This window comes from Streptomyces sp. NPDC107581, from assembly GCF_055657175.1.
In genome coordinates this window covers 13,502-30,727 of the sequence record NZ_JBVKBH010000026.1, presented here as the reverse complement: position 1 = coordinate 30,727, position 17,226 = coordinate 13,502, and the positions used below count along the sequence as shown (strand labels likewise).

Annotated in this window: 18 protein-coding genes and 4 pseudogenes; 6 read left to right on the top strand and 16 right to left on the bottom strand. The window is 67.9% G+C overall.

Features of this window, described 5'->3' with window-relative positions:
- Window positions 1-314 precede the first annotated feature (314 nt).
- The 7 genes from ACZ7P3_RS40135 to ACZ7P3_RS40105 form a co-directional block, all read right to left on the bottom strand.
- Entirely contained in the window at window positions 315-1,064 is a 750-nt protein-coding gene (locus ACZ7P3_RS40135; RefSeq protein WP_472089491.1) for a S1 family peptidase, read from the bottom strand.
- Between the two features lie 702 nt (window positions 1,065-1,766).
- The gene (locus ACZ7P3_RS40130) at window positions 1,767-2,210 is read right to left on the bottom strand and encodes an SRPBCC family protein (RefSeq protein ID WP_472089490.1); all 444 of its coding nucleotides are present in this window, start codon (window positions 2,208-2,210) and stop codon (window positions 1,767-1,769) included.
- Window positions 2,207-3,007, bottom strand: coding sequence for an ABC transporter permease (locus ACZ7P3_RS40125; protein ID WP_472089488.1), 801 nt, complete (start codon window positions 3,005-3,007; stop codon window positions 2,207-2,209). Before ACZ7P3_RS40125 ends, ACZ7P3_RS40130 begins: the two co-directional genes overlap by 4 nt.
- Entirely contained in the window at window positions 3,004-3,657 is a 654-nt protein-coding gene (locus tag ACZ7P3_RS40120; protein WP_472089486.1) for an ABC transporter ATP-binding protein, read from the bottom strand. Before ACZ7P3_RS40120 ends, ACZ7P3_RS40125 begins: the two co-directional genes overlap by 4 nt.
- Before the next feature lie 88 nt (window positions 3,658-3,745).
- Complete coding sequence (locus tag ACZ7P3_RS40115) at window positions 3,746-4,975, bottom strand: polyprenyl synthetase family protein (RefSeq protein WP_472089485.1); 1,230 nt, start codon at window positions 4,973-4,975, stop codon at window positions 3,746-3,748.
- A gap of 51 nt (window positions 4,976-5,026) precedes the next feature.
- Window positions 5,027-5,380, bottom strand: a complete 354-nt coding sequence (locus tag ACZ7P3_RS40110) for an NAD(P)/FAD-dependent oxidoreductase (RefSeq protein ID WP_472089484.1) — start codon at window positions 5,378-5,380, stop codon at window positions 5,027-5,029.
- 184 nt (window positions 5,381-5,564) lie between these two features.
- Entirely contained in the window at window positions 5,565-6,248 is a 684-nt protein-coding gene (locus ACZ7P3_RS40105; protein ID WP_472089482.1) for an HNH endonuclease family protein, read from the bottom strand.
- Window positions 6,249-6,809: 561 nt separating this feature from the next.
- Here ACZ7P3_RS40105 and ACZ7P3_RS40100 point away from each other — a divergent pair.
- Window positions 6,810-7,241: pseudogene (locus tag ACZ7P3_RS40100) on the top strand (transposase); the annotation flags it as partial.
- A gap of 148 nt (window positions 7,242-7,389) precedes the next feature.
- Here the strand turns inward: ACZ7P3_RS40100 and ACZ7P3_RS40095 are convergent.
- Window positions 7,390-7,857: an SUKH-4 family immunity protein gene (locus tag ACZ7P3_RS40095; protein WP_472089481.1), complete on the bottom strand. Its 468-nt coding sequence runs from the start codon at window positions 7,855-7,857 to the stop codon at window positions 7,390-7,392.
- 109 nt (window positions 7,858-7,966) lie between these two features.
- Here ACZ7P3_RS40095 and ACZ7P3_RS40090 point away from each other — a divergent pair.
- Window positions 7,967-8,185, top strand: a pseudogene (locus tag ACZ7P3_RS40090) (IS701 family transposase); the annotation flags it as partial.
- A 761-nt stretch (window positions 8,186-8,946) separates the two neighbouring features.
- Window positions 8,947-9,045, top strand: a pseudogene (locus tag ACZ7P3_RS40085).
- A gap of 214 nt (window positions 9,046-9,259) precedes the next feature.
- Here the strand turns inward: ACZ7P3_RS40085 and ACZ7P3_RS40080 are convergent.
- The 6 genes from ACZ7P3_RS40080 to ACZ7P3_RS40055 form a co-directional block, all read right to left on the bottom strand.
- Window positions 9,260-9,703, bottom strand: coding sequence for a lamin tail domain-containing protein (locus ACZ7P3_RS40080; protein WP_472089480.1), 444 nt, complete (start codon window positions 9,701-9,703; stop codon window positions 9,260-9,262).
- A gap of 488 nt (window positions 9,704-10,191) precedes the next feature.
- Window positions 10,192-10,824 (bottom strand): GmrSD restriction endonuclease domain-containing protein, encoded by a 633-nt coding sequence (locus tag ACZ7P3_RS40075; RefSeq protein WP_472089478.1) that lies wholly within the window; start codon window positions 10,822-10,824, stop codon window positions 10,192-10,194.
- Between the two features lie 356 nt (window positions 10,825-11,180).
- The gene (locus ACZ7P3_RS40070; protein ID WP_472089476.1) at window positions 11,181-11,594 is read right to left on the bottom strand and encodes a DUF6841 family protein; all 414 of its coding nucleotides are present in this window, start codon (window positions 11,592-11,594) and stop codon (window positions 11,181-11,183) included.
- A 93-nt stretch (window positions 11,595-11,687) separates the two neighbouring features.
- Window positions 11,688-12,368, bottom strand: coding sequence for an HNH endonuclease family protein (locus tag ACZ7P3_RS40065; protein WP_472089474.1), 681 nt, complete (start codon window positions 12,366-12,368; stop codon window positions 11,688-11,690).
- Between the two features lie 404 nt (window positions 12,369-12,772).
- Window positions 12,773-12,973, bottom strand: coding sequence for a hypothetical protein (locus ACZ7P3_RS40060; protein WP_472089472.1), 201 nt, complete (start codon window positions 12,971-12,973; stop codon window positions 12,773-12,775).
- On the bottom strand, window positions 12,970-13,188 hold the full coding sequence (locus ACZ7P3_RS40055; RefSeq protein ID WP_472089470.1) for a LexA family protein: 219 nt from the start codon (window positions 13,186-13,188) through the stop codon (window positions 12,970-12,972). Before ACZ7P3_RS40055 ends, ACZ7P3_RS40060 begins: the two co-directional genes overlap by 4 nt.
- An 88-nt stretch (window positions 13,189-13,276) precedes the next feature.
- Here ACZ7P3_RS40055 and ACZ7P3_RS40050 point away from each other — a divergent pair, with 88 nt between their 5' ends.
- Complete coding sequence (locus tag ACZ7P3_RS40050; RefSeq protein WP_472089469.1) at window positions 13,277-13,633, top strand: DUF6233 domain-containing protein; 357 nt, start codon at window positions 13,277-13,279, stop codon at window positions 13,631-13,633.
- Here the strand turns inward: ACZ7P3_RS40050 and ACZ7P3_RS40045 are convergent.
- Window positions 13,630-14,046, bottom strand: a complete 417-nt coding sequence (locus tag ACZ7P3_RS40045; RefSeq protein ID WP_472089467.1) for a hypothetical protein — start codon at window positions 14,044-14,046, stop codon at window positions 13,630-13,632. The genes ACZ7P3_RS40050 and ACZ7P3_RS40045 overlap by 4 nt on opposite strands.
- A 193-nt stretch (window positions 14,047-14,239) precedes the next feature.
- On the opposite strand from ACZ7P3_RS40045, the gene ACZ7P3_RS40040 reads away from it, so the two are divergent.
- Window positions 14,240-14,854 (top strand): winged helix-turn-helix domain-containing protein, encoded by a 615-nt coding sequence (locus tag ACZ7P3_RS40040; RefSeq protein ID WP_472089465.1) that lies wholly within the window; start codon window positions 14,240-14,242, stop codon window positions 14,852-14,854.
- A gap of 2 nt (window positions 14,855-14,856) precedes the next feature.
- Entirely contained in the window at window positions 14,857-16,116 is a 1,260-nt protein-coding gene (locus tag ACZ7P3_RS40035; RefSeq protein WP_472089464.1) for an MFS transporter, read from the top strand.
- Window positions 16,117-16,327: 211 nt separating this feature from the next.
- Here ACZ7P3_RS40035 and ACZ7P3_RS40030 read toward each other — a convergent pair.
- Window positions 16,328-16,971, bottom strand: a pseudogene (locus ACZ7P3_RS40030) (class I SAM-dependent DNA methyltransferase).
- Window positions 16,972-17,226 lie beyond the last annotated feature (255 nt).

Genomic DNA, 17,226 nt, shown 5'->3' with positions numbered 1-17,226 from the left:
GGACGTCCTTTGGCTGACTGGCAGTCAGGACGATGGTGTCGTGGAGTCAGGGCGGTCGCCAGGCACCGGGCGGGTGACAGTACTGCCCAGCTGGCCCGCCGCGGCGAGCCGCAGCCACCGGGCCCGCGGCGGTGAGGAGATCGCACATCCGCGGTGCTGCCCCTGCCAGAGCACCTGGTGGAACAACGACCAGGCCGGGGCAATGGCAATACCCGTGCGGACACACCGTCCAGGCCACCCGGGAGGCCGGCGAGTGGCACAAGATAGGGCAGGGCCCACGCGAGTGCATGCCGGGGGTATGCGTGAGGCGTTCGTTAGTTTGATTCGATAAAGCTCTTGTAGGCGGCTGTGCTGGTGTACAGATCGTCGGTGCCGTCGCCGCAGGGCGAGAATCGGCCGGTGATCATGCCGAAGATGACGCCGTCCACGGCCGCCGGGTCACCCGAGTCGCCCTTGCAGACGCCCTGTCCCGGGAGAGGGCGGCCGCAGAACATGCCGTCCTGGAGTGCGTCGCCCGCCTGGGAGCGGCAGTCGGCGGGCGTGTCCACTGTCTCCTGGATCTCCTGGAGGTTCTCGGGGAGGTTGGGCGTCTCTGGTCCGGTGGAGCCCCAACCCGCCACGGTGAACTCGGTGCCCGGAGCCGGGTCCTCGCTGGGGAGCCGGGCGAACCGGACTCCGCCCATCTCCTGTGCGTACGTGGCCAGAGTGAGGACCGCAACGTCGGCGAACAGGGTGTCCGCGTTCCACTGCGGGTGGATCTTGTACGAGCTGACGGAGCTCTTGAAGGGGAGCGTTGACCGTCCCGCGCCGCCCCACGCCACCTCCAGCTTGCTGGCCGTCTGGCCGTCGACGCAGTGGGCCGGGGCCACGGCCTTGTTGGCGGAGAGCAGGAAGCCACTGCAGACGTGCGACTTCCCCGTCCAGCCGTCTACCCGGAGGCTGACCTGATAGGGCGCGCTCTGCAAGGCGGCGTCCGTTCCGCCGACGATTGCGTAGGCCGGAGTGGTGCCGGACAGTGCCAGGCACAGCACGGCGGCTGATGCGGTGACGACTTTGCGCATCATGTGACTTCTCCCAATCGTGCGCGGGCTGCGGCGGCGGGGCTGCCGCCCGGTGATCAACGACCGCCGGGCTGAACGGACACTGATCCGGGTGCCGGCGCCGTATCGAGGTCGTCGGCATCCCTCGGTGCTTCGTTGCTGGTCAGGACGGCTCACGAGGCGATGGATCACCGTCATCCGATCGAGGGGGTCCCGTCCGCCGCCGTGTCAGCGGAGATGATCGACGAAGGTCTGCCGCATGAGTGATCACATGACGCGACGTGGCGCTGCCGCAGTGGCGGCGCCGCAGCCCTCTTCGCCGCCGGAAGAGCCGCTGCATCCGCGCCGGCTCCGCAGCTCCAGCGGGTTACTGCGGCTTCGGTCGATCCGCAGGAGAAGGCGTTGCACCCGGCACACCGCAGTTTCCCTCACCCCTGGGTGTGTTGTCGGTCACGCGGACCGAGCGTCACCACACCGCCCAGTCCGTGTGCTGCCGCCGGGGCGCGCGAGCGCGGCTCCGTGCCGGAAGACTGACGAATAGCTTTTAGGTTCCAGGAGCCGTTTCGGTAGTCGAGGCCGAGGTTGATGAGCCGGCAGAGGTCGAACGCGTCTCACCGCACGTCTCGCCCAGGCCGACGCTGACGGAGACCTGGACTGGGGAGTGGACTTCGCTGCCGGTCGCGCCCACCAATACGCGGCCGACGCCTGACTTGAGCAGCAGTGGACCTACCGCGCCTGTGCCGCAAGACCGCGCTGACCCGACCGCATGGCCACCGCATGGTTAAGGTGGAAGAAGGGCCGCACCAGTGGCATCCAGCCGCGCAGCCCTGGTTTCCGTACAGTGACGCGCTGGGTGAAGCGGGCCACGGAGCCGTGGCCCGGATCGGGTCCCACGGTCCAGCGGGCGCTTCCTTCGATGTCACCGTCCACTGCCGCCTCCAGAATGTGCGCGGCGGGATCCTCCACGACCGGCGTGAGGCGGGCCGTCAGCTCGTAGCGCAGCAGGGCCCTGATGACGACCTCGCATTCGCGGTCGGCGATCTGCCGCACGGAGCGGATGGCCGGCCACCAGGAGGGGTAGGCCCCGACGTCGGCGAGCTTCGCGTACACGGCCTCCGGCGCGAGCGGTGCTCGCCAGGCGCTGGTGAAGAGGATGTCGTGGCGGTTCACGCGGTTGTCCCTGTCGGCAGTGGGGTGGAGGGTGCGGGCAGGTGGTTGCGGGTCCGTGCGAAGAACACGGCGGTGCCGAGCAACCATGTGGCGAGGTACCAGGCGGGGCCGAGCAGCAGATGACCGTAGGGAGTGGCATCGGGCGTGAAGCTGGCGGCGACCGAGACCTGCATGGGGCCGTAGCCGGGAAGGAGCTGGAGCCCGCTTTTGTCGGCTCCCGTGTTGCTCGTGGGGTTCTGCATCACGCTGTCCAGCAGGCTGGCCATGATAATGACGAACAGCCCGGCGAGTTCATTGCGCAGGAATGCGCCGAGCAGGATGCCGATACCGCCATAGCTCAACGCGGCGGTGAACAGGCCGAGCGCGAGGAGGCCGGGCCGGGCCGGGTCCCAGTAGCAGCATACGAGGGCCGTGGCGTACGCGGCGATGAGCGCGGAGGCGATCGTCATCGCGATGACCTTGCTCATGAGCAGGCAGGTGCGTGGGTATCCGGCGAGCGCGAGCCTGCGGTCGAAGTCGAGGGCCTTGAAGGTCGTCATGAACATCATGAACCCGACGATGAGTGTCACCGCGCTGATGGCCCCGGACACCATGGTCAGGTGATTGCCGTTGACGGTGACGGTCCGATCGGCCGCGCGCAGCAGGAAGCGCAGGGGAGCGGGGGTGACGAACCAGTGCTCCAGCGTCAGCCACAGAGGGATGTAGCCGACGGCCAGCACGAGGGCCAGGCGGTTGCGGGCGTGTTCAAGGAGCGCGAAGCCGACACCTGTGCGAAACGTCTCTCCCGCCCGGCTCAACGCGCCGCTCCTCGGACGCCGGCCGGCTGGCTCTCTCCGCGCCACGGCGCCGCCACACCGCCCCGCAGCCTGTGGATGACGTCGAAGCGTTGGGTGTCCCAGGCAAGGTGCGACACGACGAGAACGCAGCGCCCCCGGTCGCGCAGGCGGGTCGCGACGTCCCAGAAGTGTAGGTATGTCTCCCAGTCGAAGCCCTGGTACGGCTCGTCGAGCAGCAGCACGTGCGGGTCGTGCAGGAGCGCGAGGGCCAGATTCAGTTTCTGTCGGGTGCCGCCGCTGAGCCGCTCCACAGGTGTGTGCCGGTACTCGGCGAAGTGCAGCTCGTCCAAGAGTTCCTCCGCGCGGCCGCTCCGCTCCAGGCGGTAGGCGGTCCGGAACCACCGCAGGTGCTGGTCGACGGTGAGCGCGTCGTTGAGTACCGCCTCCTGGGGGCAGTACCCCAGCGAACCGCGGTGCTCCACTTCCCCCGCGTCGGCGGCGATCTGCCCGCACAAAACGCGCAACAAGGTGCTCTTGCCCGAGCCGTTCTCACCCACGACTCCTGCCAGGGTGCCTGGCTCAAGGCAGAACGAGACACCTTTGAGCACGTGGCGCGACCGGTAGGCCTTGTGGACGTCATGCACGCGCAGGGCGTACGGGATAGCTGGCACGGCGGGTCTCCTCCTGCGCGGGGCGTGGGCGGGCGAGGCATGGGGCGCGCTCGGCAAGATGCCGTTCACGTCGGCATCGGTGACGGCTTCAGCGCCTGCGGCGGGACAGGCAGTCGATGAAGGAACGCCACTGCCGCCGCACGTCCTTGGGCAGCGCCGCCTCGTCCAGCGCGGCGATGGCCGACGCCACATGGTGGGCGGCGGCTTTCTCGGCGCGTTCCCGGCTGCCTGTGGCCTCCAACAGGCGCATCACCTCATGGACATCGGTTGGCGACAGCGAGGCGGCGTCGAGCAGGTCCGCGATCCGCAAGCCGTCGGCGGTGCCCGACTCGGCCGCCAGCACCAGCGGCAAGGTCTTCTTGCTCCGGATCAGATCCGTGCCGACAGGCTTCCCGGTGAGCGCGCTGTCGCCCCACAGGCCGAGCACGTCGTCAAGGATCTGGAACGCCACGCCGAGGTCGCTTCCCGCCTTGCGCAGCGCGCGCACCATGGGCGGCGGCGCGTCCGCGAGCACGGCCCCCAGGACTGCCGCGCAGCCGAAGAGCGCGCCGGTCTTGCCGCGCGCCATGCGCAGGTACCGGCTGGCGGACATCTCCCGAAGGGCCCAGCGCTCCAGGGCGAGGTCCTGTGCCTGGCCCTCCACCATCTGCTCTGCCGTGGCGATGAGTTCCTCCATCGCCGCGCGGGCTCCCGGACCTTGCGCGTGGAAGATCGTGGCGACGGCCTGGACGATGAGGGCGTCACCAGCAAGCACGGCAGCGCTGGTTCCGAACCGGGCCCACGCGGCGGGCCTGCCCCGCCGCTCCGCGTCGCCGTCCATGATGTCGTCATGCAGCAGGGAGAGCTGGTGCACGAGCTCCACCGCCGTACCCGCCACGGCGGCGAACTGCTCCGGCGCTCCGACGGAGGTGACCGAAAGCAGCGCAAGCGCCGCGCGGACTTGCTTGGCCACCTGTCGCACCGATGTCTGGCAGTCACCGTTGGCCCATCCCAGGTGGTATCGGCACACCGCGGCCAAGGACGGGTGCAGCCGATCGATGACCTCCCGCAGGAGGGGATCCACCAGCTCCGCCCCGCGCCTGAGCGGCACCTCACCGTCCGCAGCGGGCGTGTGCGCGTTCAACAGGCCGGTCCCGTACAGCGAAATGGGTGTCATCGATTCCTCGCCCTGCCAGTAGCTCTTACTCAACATCGCCGCGTGATGGTCACTGCCTGCTTTGACCTGCGAGCACAGGCGCGCGGGGCGCGACACCACCCGGAGATCCTCAGCAGCAGCCGTCTTGGTCTCCTTCGTTCGCATAACGACGGCGACGATCACAGGTTGTGCCCACCGCTCGCGGAGGCGACAGCAGCCCCCTGCGGATGCCGCTCAGGCCGCAGGGGTCGCCTTGAGGAGGAGGTGGATGACGCGGTCGACGTCCTTGCCGTGCGGGTCCACAAGGTTGGACCCGAGCTTGAACAAGAACTTGCGCGCCACAGGGTTCGGCAGCCCCTTCCTGGCAACGAACTGTGCGACGTGCGGATTGCCCAGAGCGCCGGCGATGCGCCGGCCAGCCGTGAAGTAGCTGCCGACGCCGTCCTTCACGACGCGCGGATAGCCGTGCAGGGCTCGTTCACGCTGCGCCACGTCAGCGCGAGCGAGCGCCTGGACGATGACGTCCGCCGCGAGGCGCCCCGATTCCAGGGCGTAGTCGATGCCCTCGCCGCTGAGCGGGTTGACCATTCCTCCAGCGTCGCCGACCAGCAGCAGGCCACGTGTGGACAGAGGTTGGCGGTTCAGGCCGCGCCGGCAACCGGGCTGTCCAGTCCCTGAGCAGCGCGCGGTAGTCGACGTTTAGTTCCGCCGAGGACGCCCAGCACGATGGAGCCCCTGCCTATCAGTGCGGACAGGGGCCCCGTTGACCGGGTTACCTGGCCAGCGTGACGGTGATCGGGACGTCCGGGCAGAGGCGCAGTGCATCGGAGAGGGCGGCCTGCTCGGCTCCGTCGATGCTCAGGCCCCAGCGGGTCTTGTCCGCGACCCAGTCGGTGACGTACTGGCAGCGGTAGTCCTCGGCCGGCGGCAGCCAGGTGGTCGGGTCCTGGTCGGCCTTGGACCGGTTGGAGGCTGCGGAGACCGCGATCAGCGCGCGGTCGTCACCGAGGTCGTTGGCGTAGGCCTCACGTTCCTGCGCGGTCCACGCCGAGGCGCCGGAGTCCCAGGCTTCGGCGAGCGGGACCAGGTGGTCGATGTCGAGGCCGCGCGGCCCCTGGATGTACCGGTCGTCGTAGGGCGAGTACCACTCGCCTCCAGTGAGGGCGCACTTCGGGCCCTGCTCCGGTGCGATCACGGCCTCGGCCTTCAGGACCTCGGATCGCGTGTTGCAGCCGTCCTTGTCGACGTCGACCCAGTGCTTGAACTTGGTGCGCTCGTAGCCGGAGCGGTCTTCGGTGTGTACCGGAAGCTGGGCGAGCGCGTCCCGCACGGGCGCGATGAACGTCTCTCCGGGGGCACGCCCGGCGGCATTGGCCGCTGAAGCGGCCTGGGCGGTCGTGGGGATGAGCAGGGCGACGGAAGCGGCTACCGCGGCAGCGGTGCGGGTGAAACGCACGGGGAGTCCTCTCGAAGATCACAGCAGTCGGTGATCTTCGTAGCGGCCTCGCGGCGCGACGCGCCCGGACTGTGCGATCGGGCTACCCGATCGAGCGGTAAGTCCCATGTGGCTGAGCACCTCAGTTGACCGTATTGGCCCACTGAGGCGCTCAGTCACATCGTCCCCGCTCCCTCCTAGACCCAGTCGAAAACCTATGTTCGAACACTTGCTCGAACTCTGGGTTATGGTGGATACCTGAAGAGACACAGGTCAGGCAGGGGGTCGCGGGAGTCGGGAGGTGCAGGGCGCTGGATTTACTCATCTGCACGTCACCTCCGGCTACTCCGCCCGCTACGGCGCATCCCTCCCCGACGCCCTCGTACAGCGCGCGGCCGAGCGCGGCATACGCACGCAAGACCTCCCACGAGGCGACGGGCAGGGAGCCGTCGGTCTCGGCGTGCGCGGCGGTCACCAGACGGCACAGCCGTGCCCACCCGGCCGCGTTCTGCGCGAGCAGGGTGATCCGCAGCGGCGGCTCCACCACGTGTGCGCCACCGCGGGTCGGCGTACGCGGTGGTGCAGCACCCCGACGCGGAGATCATCACGAGCTTCCCCGGACTTGCCGTGCTCACCGGTGCTCGGATACTCGCGGAGATCGGTGACGACCACACCCGGTTCGAAACGGCCCGAGACCTGAAGGCCTACGCCGGAAGCGCCCCGGTGACGAGGGAATCCGGCAAGAGCCGTCGCGTCAGCCACCGCCGGATCAAGAACAGCCGCCTGGCCGCGGCCGGCCGGCACTGGGCGTTCGCCGCACTCACCGCTTCACTCGGGGCCCATTCTCACTACAACCGCCGACGAGAAGCCGGCGACCGCTACCACGCGGCCCTCCGCAACCTGTTCAACCGCATGATCGGCCAGCTCCATCACTGCCTGACCACCCGCAAGAAGTTCGACGAATCGATCGCCTTCGCCCCGCCGACACTGCCAACGCTCGCAACAGCTGCTTGACCCCATAGCTGCATGGGGTGTCTTGTCCGCAAGGACCACATCCGGTCTGGTGCGCGGACGCGCTCGTTATGGCGACAGCGCCGCCGCCGAGGGTGTCGACGGTGCAGCCACCAATGGCTCATCGGAAGTCGTTGACCAGTGGGCGTATTTAGCGGAAGTCTCCTAGGGAAACATCCCACCTGATTTCATACCAGAACCTGGTCTCTGCGTAAGCGTGAGAGTCGATGGTCTTGACGCGCGCTTCGAGCCTACGCGCCAACTCTTCATCCTCATCTTCACCCTCATCGACCACCCCCTCATCTTCCATCTCACTCGAGATCAAATATGCGAAAAACTGCAGGCACTCGACGAATTTCACCAAGGACTCGTTGACGTAATTGACGCTACATCCATCATGCGTCTCAACCACGTTCCCGGACGTGGTATCGATCAGGAGACTGCCGGACGCTCCAGTTACCCCAAAGCACACAAAGTGATGATCTCCGATATTTACCATTTGTAGAGGCTGTACGGGCTTAAACACTTCGTAGACCGCCTCCGTCGGCACCTGCATGTTTCCAAGCGCAGGCACCTCAGGCAACATCACGTCCACGATGCCCAGACCATCACCAGCCATAAGTTCCCCTCAAGTTGAACAGCGGGCGGGCGGGCAGGGCCAGCGGCCAGGCGGCCAGCCATCCACTGCATCATCGGTGATCGCAAACGGCAACGCCTGGTCCACCCCGATCGCCGACCTGGTGTGGTGGGCGAAGATGCGCTGGCGAATCGAGCACGACTACCGCGAACTCAAACTCCGCCTGGGCCTGGACCACTTCGAAGGCCGCATCTGGCGCAGCTGGCACCACCACGTCACCCCCGTCACCGCCGCCCGGGCCTTCCTCACCTTGCGGCGGCACGACGCAAAAGCCCAGATGCCAGCCCGACCCTCTGCCAGGTCCTCGACGAGTTTCCCAGGACCTCCCGAGGTGCTGGACCGGCACCTGCACCACCTGCGGCCACCCCCGCCGACCAGTAGAAGAAGAACCAAACGAGGCACTACTAGGCGCCAGCTACGGGCCGTGGCGGGCATGCGAGTCGGTCCGGCACCGAAGGCGATGCCGGACCGACGCGTCAGCCGGCGCGGGTCCAACGCGCCTGCCAGGATCCGAGACGGGTTCGGGCTTGCGACCAGGAGCCGTCAGGAGGACACCGGCCAACTCGTCGCCGGTGTCGTGCTGTCCACCACCGTCATGGTGAAGGAGCCTAGACCGCAGCATTACGCCGAACAACCGTCCCCTCTGCCACTGATCACCGCCACTCCCCCGCCGGCCTCCCCGCCAGCTGATTCCCCAGCCCCTCCGGACACGAGGAAAAAACGGGCAGGGGGCCAGCCCGGCGGCCGTGCGGCGGGGGACGAGAAGCACCACACGCATCACCCCTCCCCCCTCCGCCGCTGCCTCGCCACACCCATACGCCCGGCCACCCACTGGAACGGCCGCTGAACCACGACCACGGACCGTCCACGCGCTCCGTGACAGCCGCCCAGCAGCACGAGCAACCTGGCAAGCCGACACCGGTACACGGAACGCGGCCCGCACACGACTGAACCCCACGGCTGCAACCAGGAATCACTGCGCGCATCAGAGACACATCAGTCCCCGGTCAGCCCACCCTGCCACTCTGGTTCATGTGAACGGCACCGGACACCACCCCGGGCCAGAAACACGGAGAGGTGCCCGGAGCGGTTGATCGGGGACCAACGAGCCACGCCTCACGGTCGGGCCCCACAAGGCCCACGCAGGTTCGAATCCTGCCCTCTCCGCCACACCAGACACCGACGACATCCTGCACAGCTGCCGACAGCGGTTGAGCAGCACAGCGACCCCAAGCCAGCCGCGACTTGGGGTCCCTGCCTGGGCGCTCCGGCTCCAAGCCGCCCAGATCATCCAGTCAGCGGTTCAGGCGTGGCACCCGCCCGGGTGAGTGCCACGCCCCGTCACCGGCCGGCGTGTCTACAGGTGCTGGGCACAGCCGGTGGATCAGCGGCGGTGGTAGCCCCAGGCGGCGGCGTCGACGAAGCGGCCGTGGTCGTTGCGCAGGGTCGCGGTGTCGTGGTCGTTGTTCCAGACGTAGTTGCGCCGGTCCTGGAACACGTCGGTACGACTGTCGTGGCCCATACCGGTGTGGACGCGGACCGTGGAGCGGCCGTCCAGGTGGTAGTGCTCAAAGGTGTAGGTGTGGCCGTCCTCGTCGGACAGCATCCAGCCGTCGAGGTTGACCGTGCGGCGTGAGCCGTTGGTGATCTCCACCCATTCCCGGTTCAGGGAGCGGTTGGAGCGGTCGTCGCGTCCCGGGGAGTCGGCCTGAACGGCGCTGATGTAGACCATGGGGTGGTGCGGGCGGGCCGGGTGATGGCCAGCGGCCGCGGCCGGCAGCGCCACGGCACCCACGGCGGCGGCCGCCACAGCGGCAACAGCACTCATGCGACGCACAGAAGCAGAAACGGTCACGAGGATCCCCCTACAGGGTCCAGAGCACCCTTCGCGGATCCGGCGAACACCGAAGGCGTCGCTGGCCGGTGGTGGTGCGTTGTGCGGGTGGCGGCCGGCTGGCCGCGCCCTCACACCGTGCAAGCCCTGCGCCCGAATTATGGAGGAACCGTGCGTGCAATTACAGATTCAGCACATTTCCATGACTCTTCAATGCAACGACCATGTATGCCTCGAACATACTGGATTGACCTTTCATCAGTCACTCTGGCCGTGCAATTCCTGGCCCGTCAGGACTGCCGGCGCCACCCGTCGGCTCCCCACGCTGAAGTGCCGTCACCCGAAAGTGGGTAACAGCTATCGGGCCTGCCCACCCGGGCTAGTCCGTTCCGACCTCAGCGCAAGAGGACCGCAGCATTCCGGGAATGCCTGCGGTAGCGGCCGTGCCCTGACACGCCCTCGCAGCCAGGAGGACCACGCCGTCAGTTGGTACAGGTATCGAGCATGGAGGAGAGAGCCGACTTCTCGTTGTCGGTGGTGGTCAGCTTCCAGACGGACTTGATGTGGGTGTAGTCCTTGGCATACGTGCACCAGAAGGCGTGATTGGTGGGCTTCCAGCCGGCCGGGCCGCTGTCGGACTTGGAGGAGTTGGAGGACTCCGAGGCGATGAGCAGCTGGGGGTCCTTGAGGTCGTTGCCAAAGGCCTTGCGCTGATCGGCGGTCCAGGTATCGGCGCCGGAGCGCCAGGCCTCGGCGAGGGGGACCATGTGGTCGATGGTGGCCTGGGCGACGTCGGTGACGGTGGCGTCGTCGTAGACGGAGTACCAGGAGCCGGAGGCGGGCTGGCAGTGGTCGGGCTTGTCCTGGACGTCTTTGCCGTCGCGGGCCAGGACATCCTGGCGGGTGGTGCAGCCGTCGGGCTGGGTGGACCAGATGTCGAACTTGTCGCGGGCGTAGCCGTCCATCGAATGCGGGGCAGCCACGGCGAGCGCGGCCAGCTCACTGCGGGCGGTCGCGGTCGATGGCGGTGCGGGCGGCTCGGCGAAGGCAGGAGCGGCACAGATGCCGGTCAGGAGCAGGACGGTTGCGGGCAGGCCAAAGGCAGCGCGGCGCATGAAGTCTCCATAATGCGTGGGGGGTTGGAGAGTCTGCTCACGACAAAACCGCAGCCGTGCACCATCCGCTACGCGCGTTGACAAGCTCCGACAACTCCCCCACGCCGTCTTCACTGCATGGTCACCCGCACGGCGGCCAGAGGAATCCGGACCGCGGCGCCGCCTCCAGCTCGCCGGAGGCCCCATCGCCCGGCCGCACGCCAGAGCGAGCGCGCCAACCCATAGCGCGGAACCACCCGGCCGGGCCTCCCGCTGTCACCCTCGATCGCCCGCAGAGGTGACTGCCAAGCCGCTCGGCGATCTCGCGGTCGGACCGCCACTCTGGTCAGCCTCGACGCGAAGGCGCCGACGGAGGGTCAGGCAACGAGCGACACAGCGGCGATCCGCCATGCGTCGGCAGTACGAACCAGCAGGTAGTGCGAGCCGGACCGCTGGAACTCCTTGCCGTGTACGTCCCGGCGCAGCCACGTGATCTCGATGACCACCGCACACGCGTTCAGTGCCCGGACCGACTTGGTGAGGATGTCGGTGTCGCCGTAGTCGTTGTCACGCAGCGACTGCAGCTCCTGGAGCGTCAGTGCGGCGAACTGCTCGGCAGTGGCGGCGGCGACATATCCCGCACCGGACGTGAAGATGACCGGGAGCGCGAAGAACTCGTGCAGCGGGCGCGGATCGAGGTCCCCGGAAGCCGCCGACTCGATGAATACCGCCGTGTAGCGGTCGAACACCTGCTGGGCCTCACGCTCGGCCAAGGACAGATCAGTAGACACGCGTTATCTCCTGAACAAAGCGTACGCGCATGGCATCTGCGCGTGCCCTGGCGTGCTTTGAGCCGCCAGGGCATAGGCCGATGCGGCGGCGGGTCAGCGAGCCTGGGTGACGGTGACGGGCACGTCGGGGCAGCCGTCGAGCACGTCCTCGAGAGCGGCCTGCTCCGCGGGATCGATGCTCAGGCCCCAGCGGATCTTGTCCGCGACCCAGTCGGTGACGTACTGGCAGCGGTAGCCGGCGGCCGGGGGCAGCCACGTGCTGGGGTCCTGGTCCGCCTTCGACCGGTTCGAAGCAGCCGACACCGCAATCAGCGCCCGGCCGTCACCGAGGTCGTTGGCATAGGCCTCCCGCTCCTTCGCACTCCAGGCGTAGGCGCCGGAGTCCCAGGCTTCCGCCAGCGGGACCAGGTGATCGATGTCCAGGCCGCTGGGCCCCTGGATGTAGCGGTCGTCGTAGGGCGAGTACCACTCGCCACCGCTCAGCGCGCACCTCGCACCCTGCACCGGGGCGATGACCGCCTCGGCCTTGAGGACCTCGGCGCGGGTGTTGCAGCCATCCTTGTCCGCATCGATCCAGTGCCTGAACTTGGTCCGCTCGTATCCGGAGCGGTCCTCGGCCTGGACCGGCAGGCCGGCCAGGGCGTCTCGGACGGGCAGAGTCACCCTCTCGCCGGGCGCGGCAGCAGCCGGGGCGCTCGGGGCGGCGTGGGCGGTCGTCGGGATGAGGAGGGCGGCAAAGGCGGCGGCCGCGGCGGCGGTGCTGGAAAAACGCACGGACAGAGGTCCTCTCGAAGGTCACGGACAGGTCGTGATCTTCGTACCGGCACCCAAGGCCGCCCCGCCCACAGACCAGTGGCAGCTCTACCCGATCGGGCGGTAAGTCAGATGGTCACCACGCCCCGGGTGCCGCCCAGGATCCATGCCCGCGGCCCAGGTCCCCGATGAGCTGATCATGGAATGATCCGCCGAGGAAGCACGCGCCAAGCTCGCCGGCCTCACCGGTGACGATTTCGACGCCCAGCGGCTCCGCTGGCGCGAGGCGTCCGAGGCTGTGCAGGCAGCTGTCACCGCGCACACCGAAGCCTCCGAGGCCAGCCGGTACGAGGTGGAGCAGGCCGTGAAGAGAGCCGTGCGGGATGCCCAGGAGGACCCGGCCGCCGAATAGCCGGCGCGCGGAGCTACTGCCTCTCGGGCCAGGAGGCCAGCACGTCAGTGGTCTCCTCGTCGGTGAGGGAGATGCGGGCGCCGGGCATGCCGCCGTACTCGCCGATCCAGTTGCGGAACTTCCTGCGAGCGGTCTCCTCGCTCCGCCACCAGCCGTGCTGCACCGGCCGGCCATCAGATATGAGCAGCAGGTGGTAGTGGCCGGGGCTGGTCATGCGAGGTGGATCCCTCTGCGCCGTCCAGGGTCACGGACGATCGCGCGCTTCGCTTCCAGCTCGCCCAGCTGGTAGTGCACGGAGGCCCGGCTCCGCATGCCGACAGCGGCCCCGATCTGCTGCATCGTCGGTGCCTCGCCGCGCTCGGCGATGTGCTGGCGGATGCTGCGGAGGATGCGCTCCTGGGTGTCAGTGAGGTGGTCAACGCGGTACATACTCTAAATTAGAGCGTGTGTTCGATTTTCTGGGCAAGCGGATACACCGGCAGCCGGCGCAACCGCGGGAGAGGGAGGGAGCAGGCAGATGAGCGATGAGCGATCCATCTCGCGTCTGGACGCGCTGCGCTTCGCCCGCCGCGTGGTGGCCCAGCAGGCGATGGCAGCCCTCGCCCAGCTCGACGGCTGGATCGCGGCCGAGGAGCGGCACGAGGCCGAGCGGCGCCGAGGTGAGCAGATGCGGCCGCCTGCGCCGGACTGGCTGATCCAGTACGGGCTGAACCGTACGAACCTGGACGCCGTGCACACCGGTGACTGCTGGGCGGCAGCCAAGAGCGGGCGGTGCCGGCCGGCGACCCGGCAGCAGGCACTGGACGCACTGCGCCGACAGGTCCCCGCCTGCGCCCACTGCCGGCCCGACACGGCACTCGGCGTCCTGGACTAGGCAGTGCGCGGCCGCCGGCCCGCCGCCTTCTTCGCGGTCGTCTTCTTCGCCGGCTGCTTCTTCGCCGTGTTCTTCTTCTTCGGCTTAGGCAGCTCGTGCACGTCGGCCGGACCCGCGCTCTCGCCGCGGGAGGCCTTCACCTTCAGCACGGACTCGTTCAGCGCGGCCATGAGGTCCAGCACCTGGGCCGGCTCCTGCGGCTCTGGCGTCTTTGGGAGCGGATGGCGCTGCCGCTTGGCTTCGATGATCTGCGCCATCGCCTCCGTATAGCGGTCCTGGAACTCCTCGCCTTCCAGAGAGTCGGTCGTCATGGTTTCCATCAGCGCGAGCGCGCCCTCGATCTCCTCGTCGGACACCTCAGTGGGAGGCGGCAGCAGCTCGGTGGGGTCGCGGATCTCGTCCGGCCAGCGCATCGCATGCAGGTTATGGACAGGGTTTGAGGCTGTCCGTTGTCCACGGCTGAACGCGCTCAGGGCTCTCTGTACACAGGACCCTTGAGCACGTGAAGTCAAGTTCTGCGGACCGGCCGGATCGCTCTCTGTCTGGGTGACGGAACATCAGCGCCACTCTTTCGGAAGACATGTTTCGAGCGTAGAGTCTCGAAACATGTCTTCCGAAGATGAAGGCGGTGTTCCGCGTGAACATCGCAAGCTCACCGACCCAAAGGCCATGCGGGCCGTCGCGCACCCCACGCGCCTCGCCCTGCTCGAAGCTCTGGGCCGGCGCGAGCCGTTGACCGCGACCGAAGCCGCCCGGATGGTGGGTGAGTCCCCGACGAACTGCGCCTTCCATCTGCGCACCTTGGCGAAGTACGGCTTCGTCGAGGAAGCTGGCGGCGGCACGGGCCGCAGCCGCCCCTGGCGGCGTGCCCACATCGGCTTCAGCTTCGACGAGTCTGACCCCGCACGCGATTCAGAAACCGCGATCGCCGCAGCCGCGCTCGGCACGGTGCTGTGGGACTCGTGGCTGGAGCGGATCCGCAAGGTCGGCGCGATGCGGTCCGCGTTCCCCGAGCACTGGAGCAAGATCACTGGTTCGGCCGAGTCGATCTTCTACCTCGCTCCTGAGGAAGTCGAGTCCTTCCAGGAGGAGCTGACAGCCCTTCTCTTCCGCTACCGCGAACGGCTCGAAGATCCGTCGCTGCGCCCCGCAGGCGCCATCCCGATGGAGCTGATCCAGTTCACCTTCCCTGCCGACGCCCTGCGCCCGCTGGAGGACTGACCGTGCGTGTTCTCCTCGCTCGCCGCGACATCCGCCTGCTCGTCCTTGCCCGGCTGATCGACATGGCCGGGAGCAATGCCTTGTGGATCGCCCTCGGCATCCGCGTCAAGGAACTCACCGGCAGCAACTCCGCCGCCGGCCTGACCTTCTTCGCCTTCATCCTCGGCACCCTGGGCGCGCCCCTGGGCGGCACTCTGGTGGACCGATTACGCCGCCGGCCGCTGTTGATCAGCCTAAACCTGATCTCCGCGGTGATAGTCCTGCCGCTGCTGCTGGTGCACGACCGTCACAGTGTCTGGATCTGCTACGTCGTCATGGCCCTGTACGGGCTGGCCAACGGCGCAACCGGCTCGGCCATGACCGCACTCACCCAGACGCTGATCCCACCGCAGCACCTGGGCGATGCCAACGGCCTCCTGCAGACCCTGCTGCAGGGCCTGCGGCTGATTGCGCCCCTCCTGGGTGCGGGCGTGTTGTCCGCATTCGGCCTGGGTCCGTTGGTGGTGAGCGACGCAGCGACCTTCGCTCTCGCAGCCCTTCTCATCGCACTGATCCGGCAACGGGAGGATCGCCCGCAACCGGCCCAGCAGGACGAAACTGGCGCCCAGATCGCCGCCGGCTTCCATTACATCGCGCGGTCCCCCACCCTGCGCCAGGCGACCGTCGCCGTCGTGCTCGCCATTGTCGCCTTCGGCTTCTCCGAGTCAGTCCTCTTTGCCGTCGTCGACGCGGGGCTGCACCGCCCGCCGGCCTTCCTCGGTGTCCTCAGTTCGTTGGAGGGAACTGGGGCGATAGCGGCCGGGATCGCCGCTGCAGTACTCATGCGGCGTGCCGGGGAAGAGCTGACCGTGGTGCTCGGCCTGGCCTTCGCCGCCGTAGGCTTCCTGCTGAGTGCCGCCCCCTCGTTGCTCGCGGTCGCGCCGGGCACCATGCTCGTCGGCGCCAGCCTGCCCTTGATCGTCGCGGGCGTCATGACCCTCTTCCAACGGCGCACGCCCGCCTCGCTGATGGGACGAACCGACGCCGCGTTGAATGTGCTGATAGGCGTACCGCAGACGGCGGCCATCGCCGCCGGATCGGCTTTGATCGCCCTGGTGGACTATCGCATCATGCTCGCCGTGATGGCCGTCCTGATGACTTCCTCAGCGCTCTACCTGGCCACCCGTACCAGCCGCCACCCGACCGAAACCGTAGTCACTGCGCGACTGGCACAAGAGGCTGGCGAAGCAGCGCGGAAAGCATCACCACCGCATCGTGGGTGAAATCAGTGTTCGGGAGCGTGCCTGGATGTCCGGTCTCAAATGATCTGGTTCCGAGTCGGGTCCCTGACCTGCGGCGACCAGTTCAGTTGAGACGCGGAGAAGCCAGGAATCTCAAGTGATGTGGTCCCGGGCGAGCGGGTGCCGGAGGCTGTCTCAGTTGATGTGGTCCGACTTCTCTGTGCCGCCTGCCGCAACCGGACCGCTGGTGTGGCTAGGGCTGACGGCGTGCGAAGAGGACCGCACCTGGAACGCTCTCGTCGGGGTCGATCAGCATGTGGGCCTCGACGGTGAACCCGGCATCGTGTAGCCAGGCCGCCGCTTGGTCAGGCTGGCGGCGGTGAACGTGGACGTTCATCGGGTGGCCGCCGTAGCCCTGCGTCTTCAGCCTCGACCCGTCGCCGACGTGAAAGCCGAGCAGCAGTGGTCCGCCGGGACGCAACACGCGCCGGAAGTGGCCGAAAACCGTGGGCACTGCTTCGTCGGGACGTGAATCAACGACCAAAATGCGAGCAGGCCGACGACTGAAGCATCGGCGAGGTCGAGGTCGGTCATCGAGCCCGCCTCGAACCGCAGGTGGGGGTGATCGCGCCGAGCAACGTCGATCATCCCGGGTGAAAGGTCGATGCCGAAAGCGTCGACACCCAGCTCGTGCAGGTGAGCGGTGACGTGTCCAGGTCCGCAGCCCACGTCCGCCACCGGCCCACCGCCAGCGGCGTGCACCAAGTCGGCGAACAGCGCCAGAGCCGCCCGCAGAAACGGCGCCCCGGCCAGAGCCCCGCGTAGTTGGTCGGCATAGCTGACCGCGACCGTGTCGTAGGAGGTCCGGGTGTCTGCCAACCAGCGGTCCGCGTTCATGGCTCGACAGAGTAGTGCAGTGATCAGGATGACGAACCAGATCAACTGAGATCAACGACCCATCAGAACAGGTCACTTGAGACGGAGACCAGATCCTTCGAGACGGGACACTGGAGTCAGGTGACGGCGTCCACCAGAATCCGGTTGTTTGTAAGCACCTCATTGGGCTCCACGGCACGACTCAGAAGTGGCTCCATGGCGTAAGAAGTTGATCTGGCCCCACCCGGCGGTCAGAGAGCCGTGGAAGGCTCGACG

What these genes read in the sequence shown, in the direction of transcription:
- ACZ7P3_RS40135 (WP_472089491.1), bottom strand. Translation starts at nt 1,064, where the DNA reads ATGATGCGCAAAGTCGTCACCGCATCAGCCGCCGTGCTGTGCCTGGCA.
- ACZ7P3_RS40110 (WP_472089484.1), bottom strand. Translation starts at nt 5,380, where the DNA reads ATGGTCAACCCGCTCAGCGGCGAGGGCATCGACTACGCCCTGGAATCG.
- ACZ7P3_RS40095 (WP_472089481.1), bottom strand. Translation starts at nt 7,857, where the DNA reads ATGGCTGGTGATGGTCTGGGCATCGTGGACGTGATGTTGCCTGAGGTG.
- ACZ7P3_RS40080 (WP_472089480.1), bottom strand. Translation starts at nt 9,703, where the DNA reads ATGAGTGCTGTTGCCGCTGTGGCGGCCGCCGCCGTGGGTGCCGTGGCG.
- ACZ7P3_RS40075 (WP_472089478.1), bottom strand. Translation starts at nt 10,824, where the DNA reads ATGCGCCGCGCTGCCTTTGGCCTGCCCGCAACCGTCCTGCTCCTGACC.
- ACZ7P3_RS40060 (WP_472089472.1), bottom strand. Translation starts at nt 12,973, where the DNA reads ATGACCAGCCCCGGCCACTACCACCTGCTGCTCATATCTGATGGCCGG.
- ACZ7P3_RS40055 (WP_472089470.1), bottom strand. Translation starts at nt 13,188, where the DNA reads ATGTACCGCGTTGACCACCTCACTGACACCCAGGAGCGCATCCTCCGC.
- ACZ7P3_RS40050 (WP_472089469.1), top strand. Translation starts at nt 13,277, where the DNA reads ATGAGCGATGAGCGATCCATCTCGCGTCTGGACGCGCTGCGCTTCGCC.
- ACZ7P3_RS40045 (WP_472089467.1), bottom strand. Translation starts at nt 14,046, where the DNA reads ATGCGCTGGCCGGACGAGATCCGCGACCCCACCGAGCTGCTGCCGCCT.
- ACZ7P3_RS40040 (WP_472089465.1), top strand. Translation starts at nt 14,240, where the DNA reads ATGTCTTCCGAAGATGAAGGCGGTGTTCCGCGTGAACATCGCAAGCTC.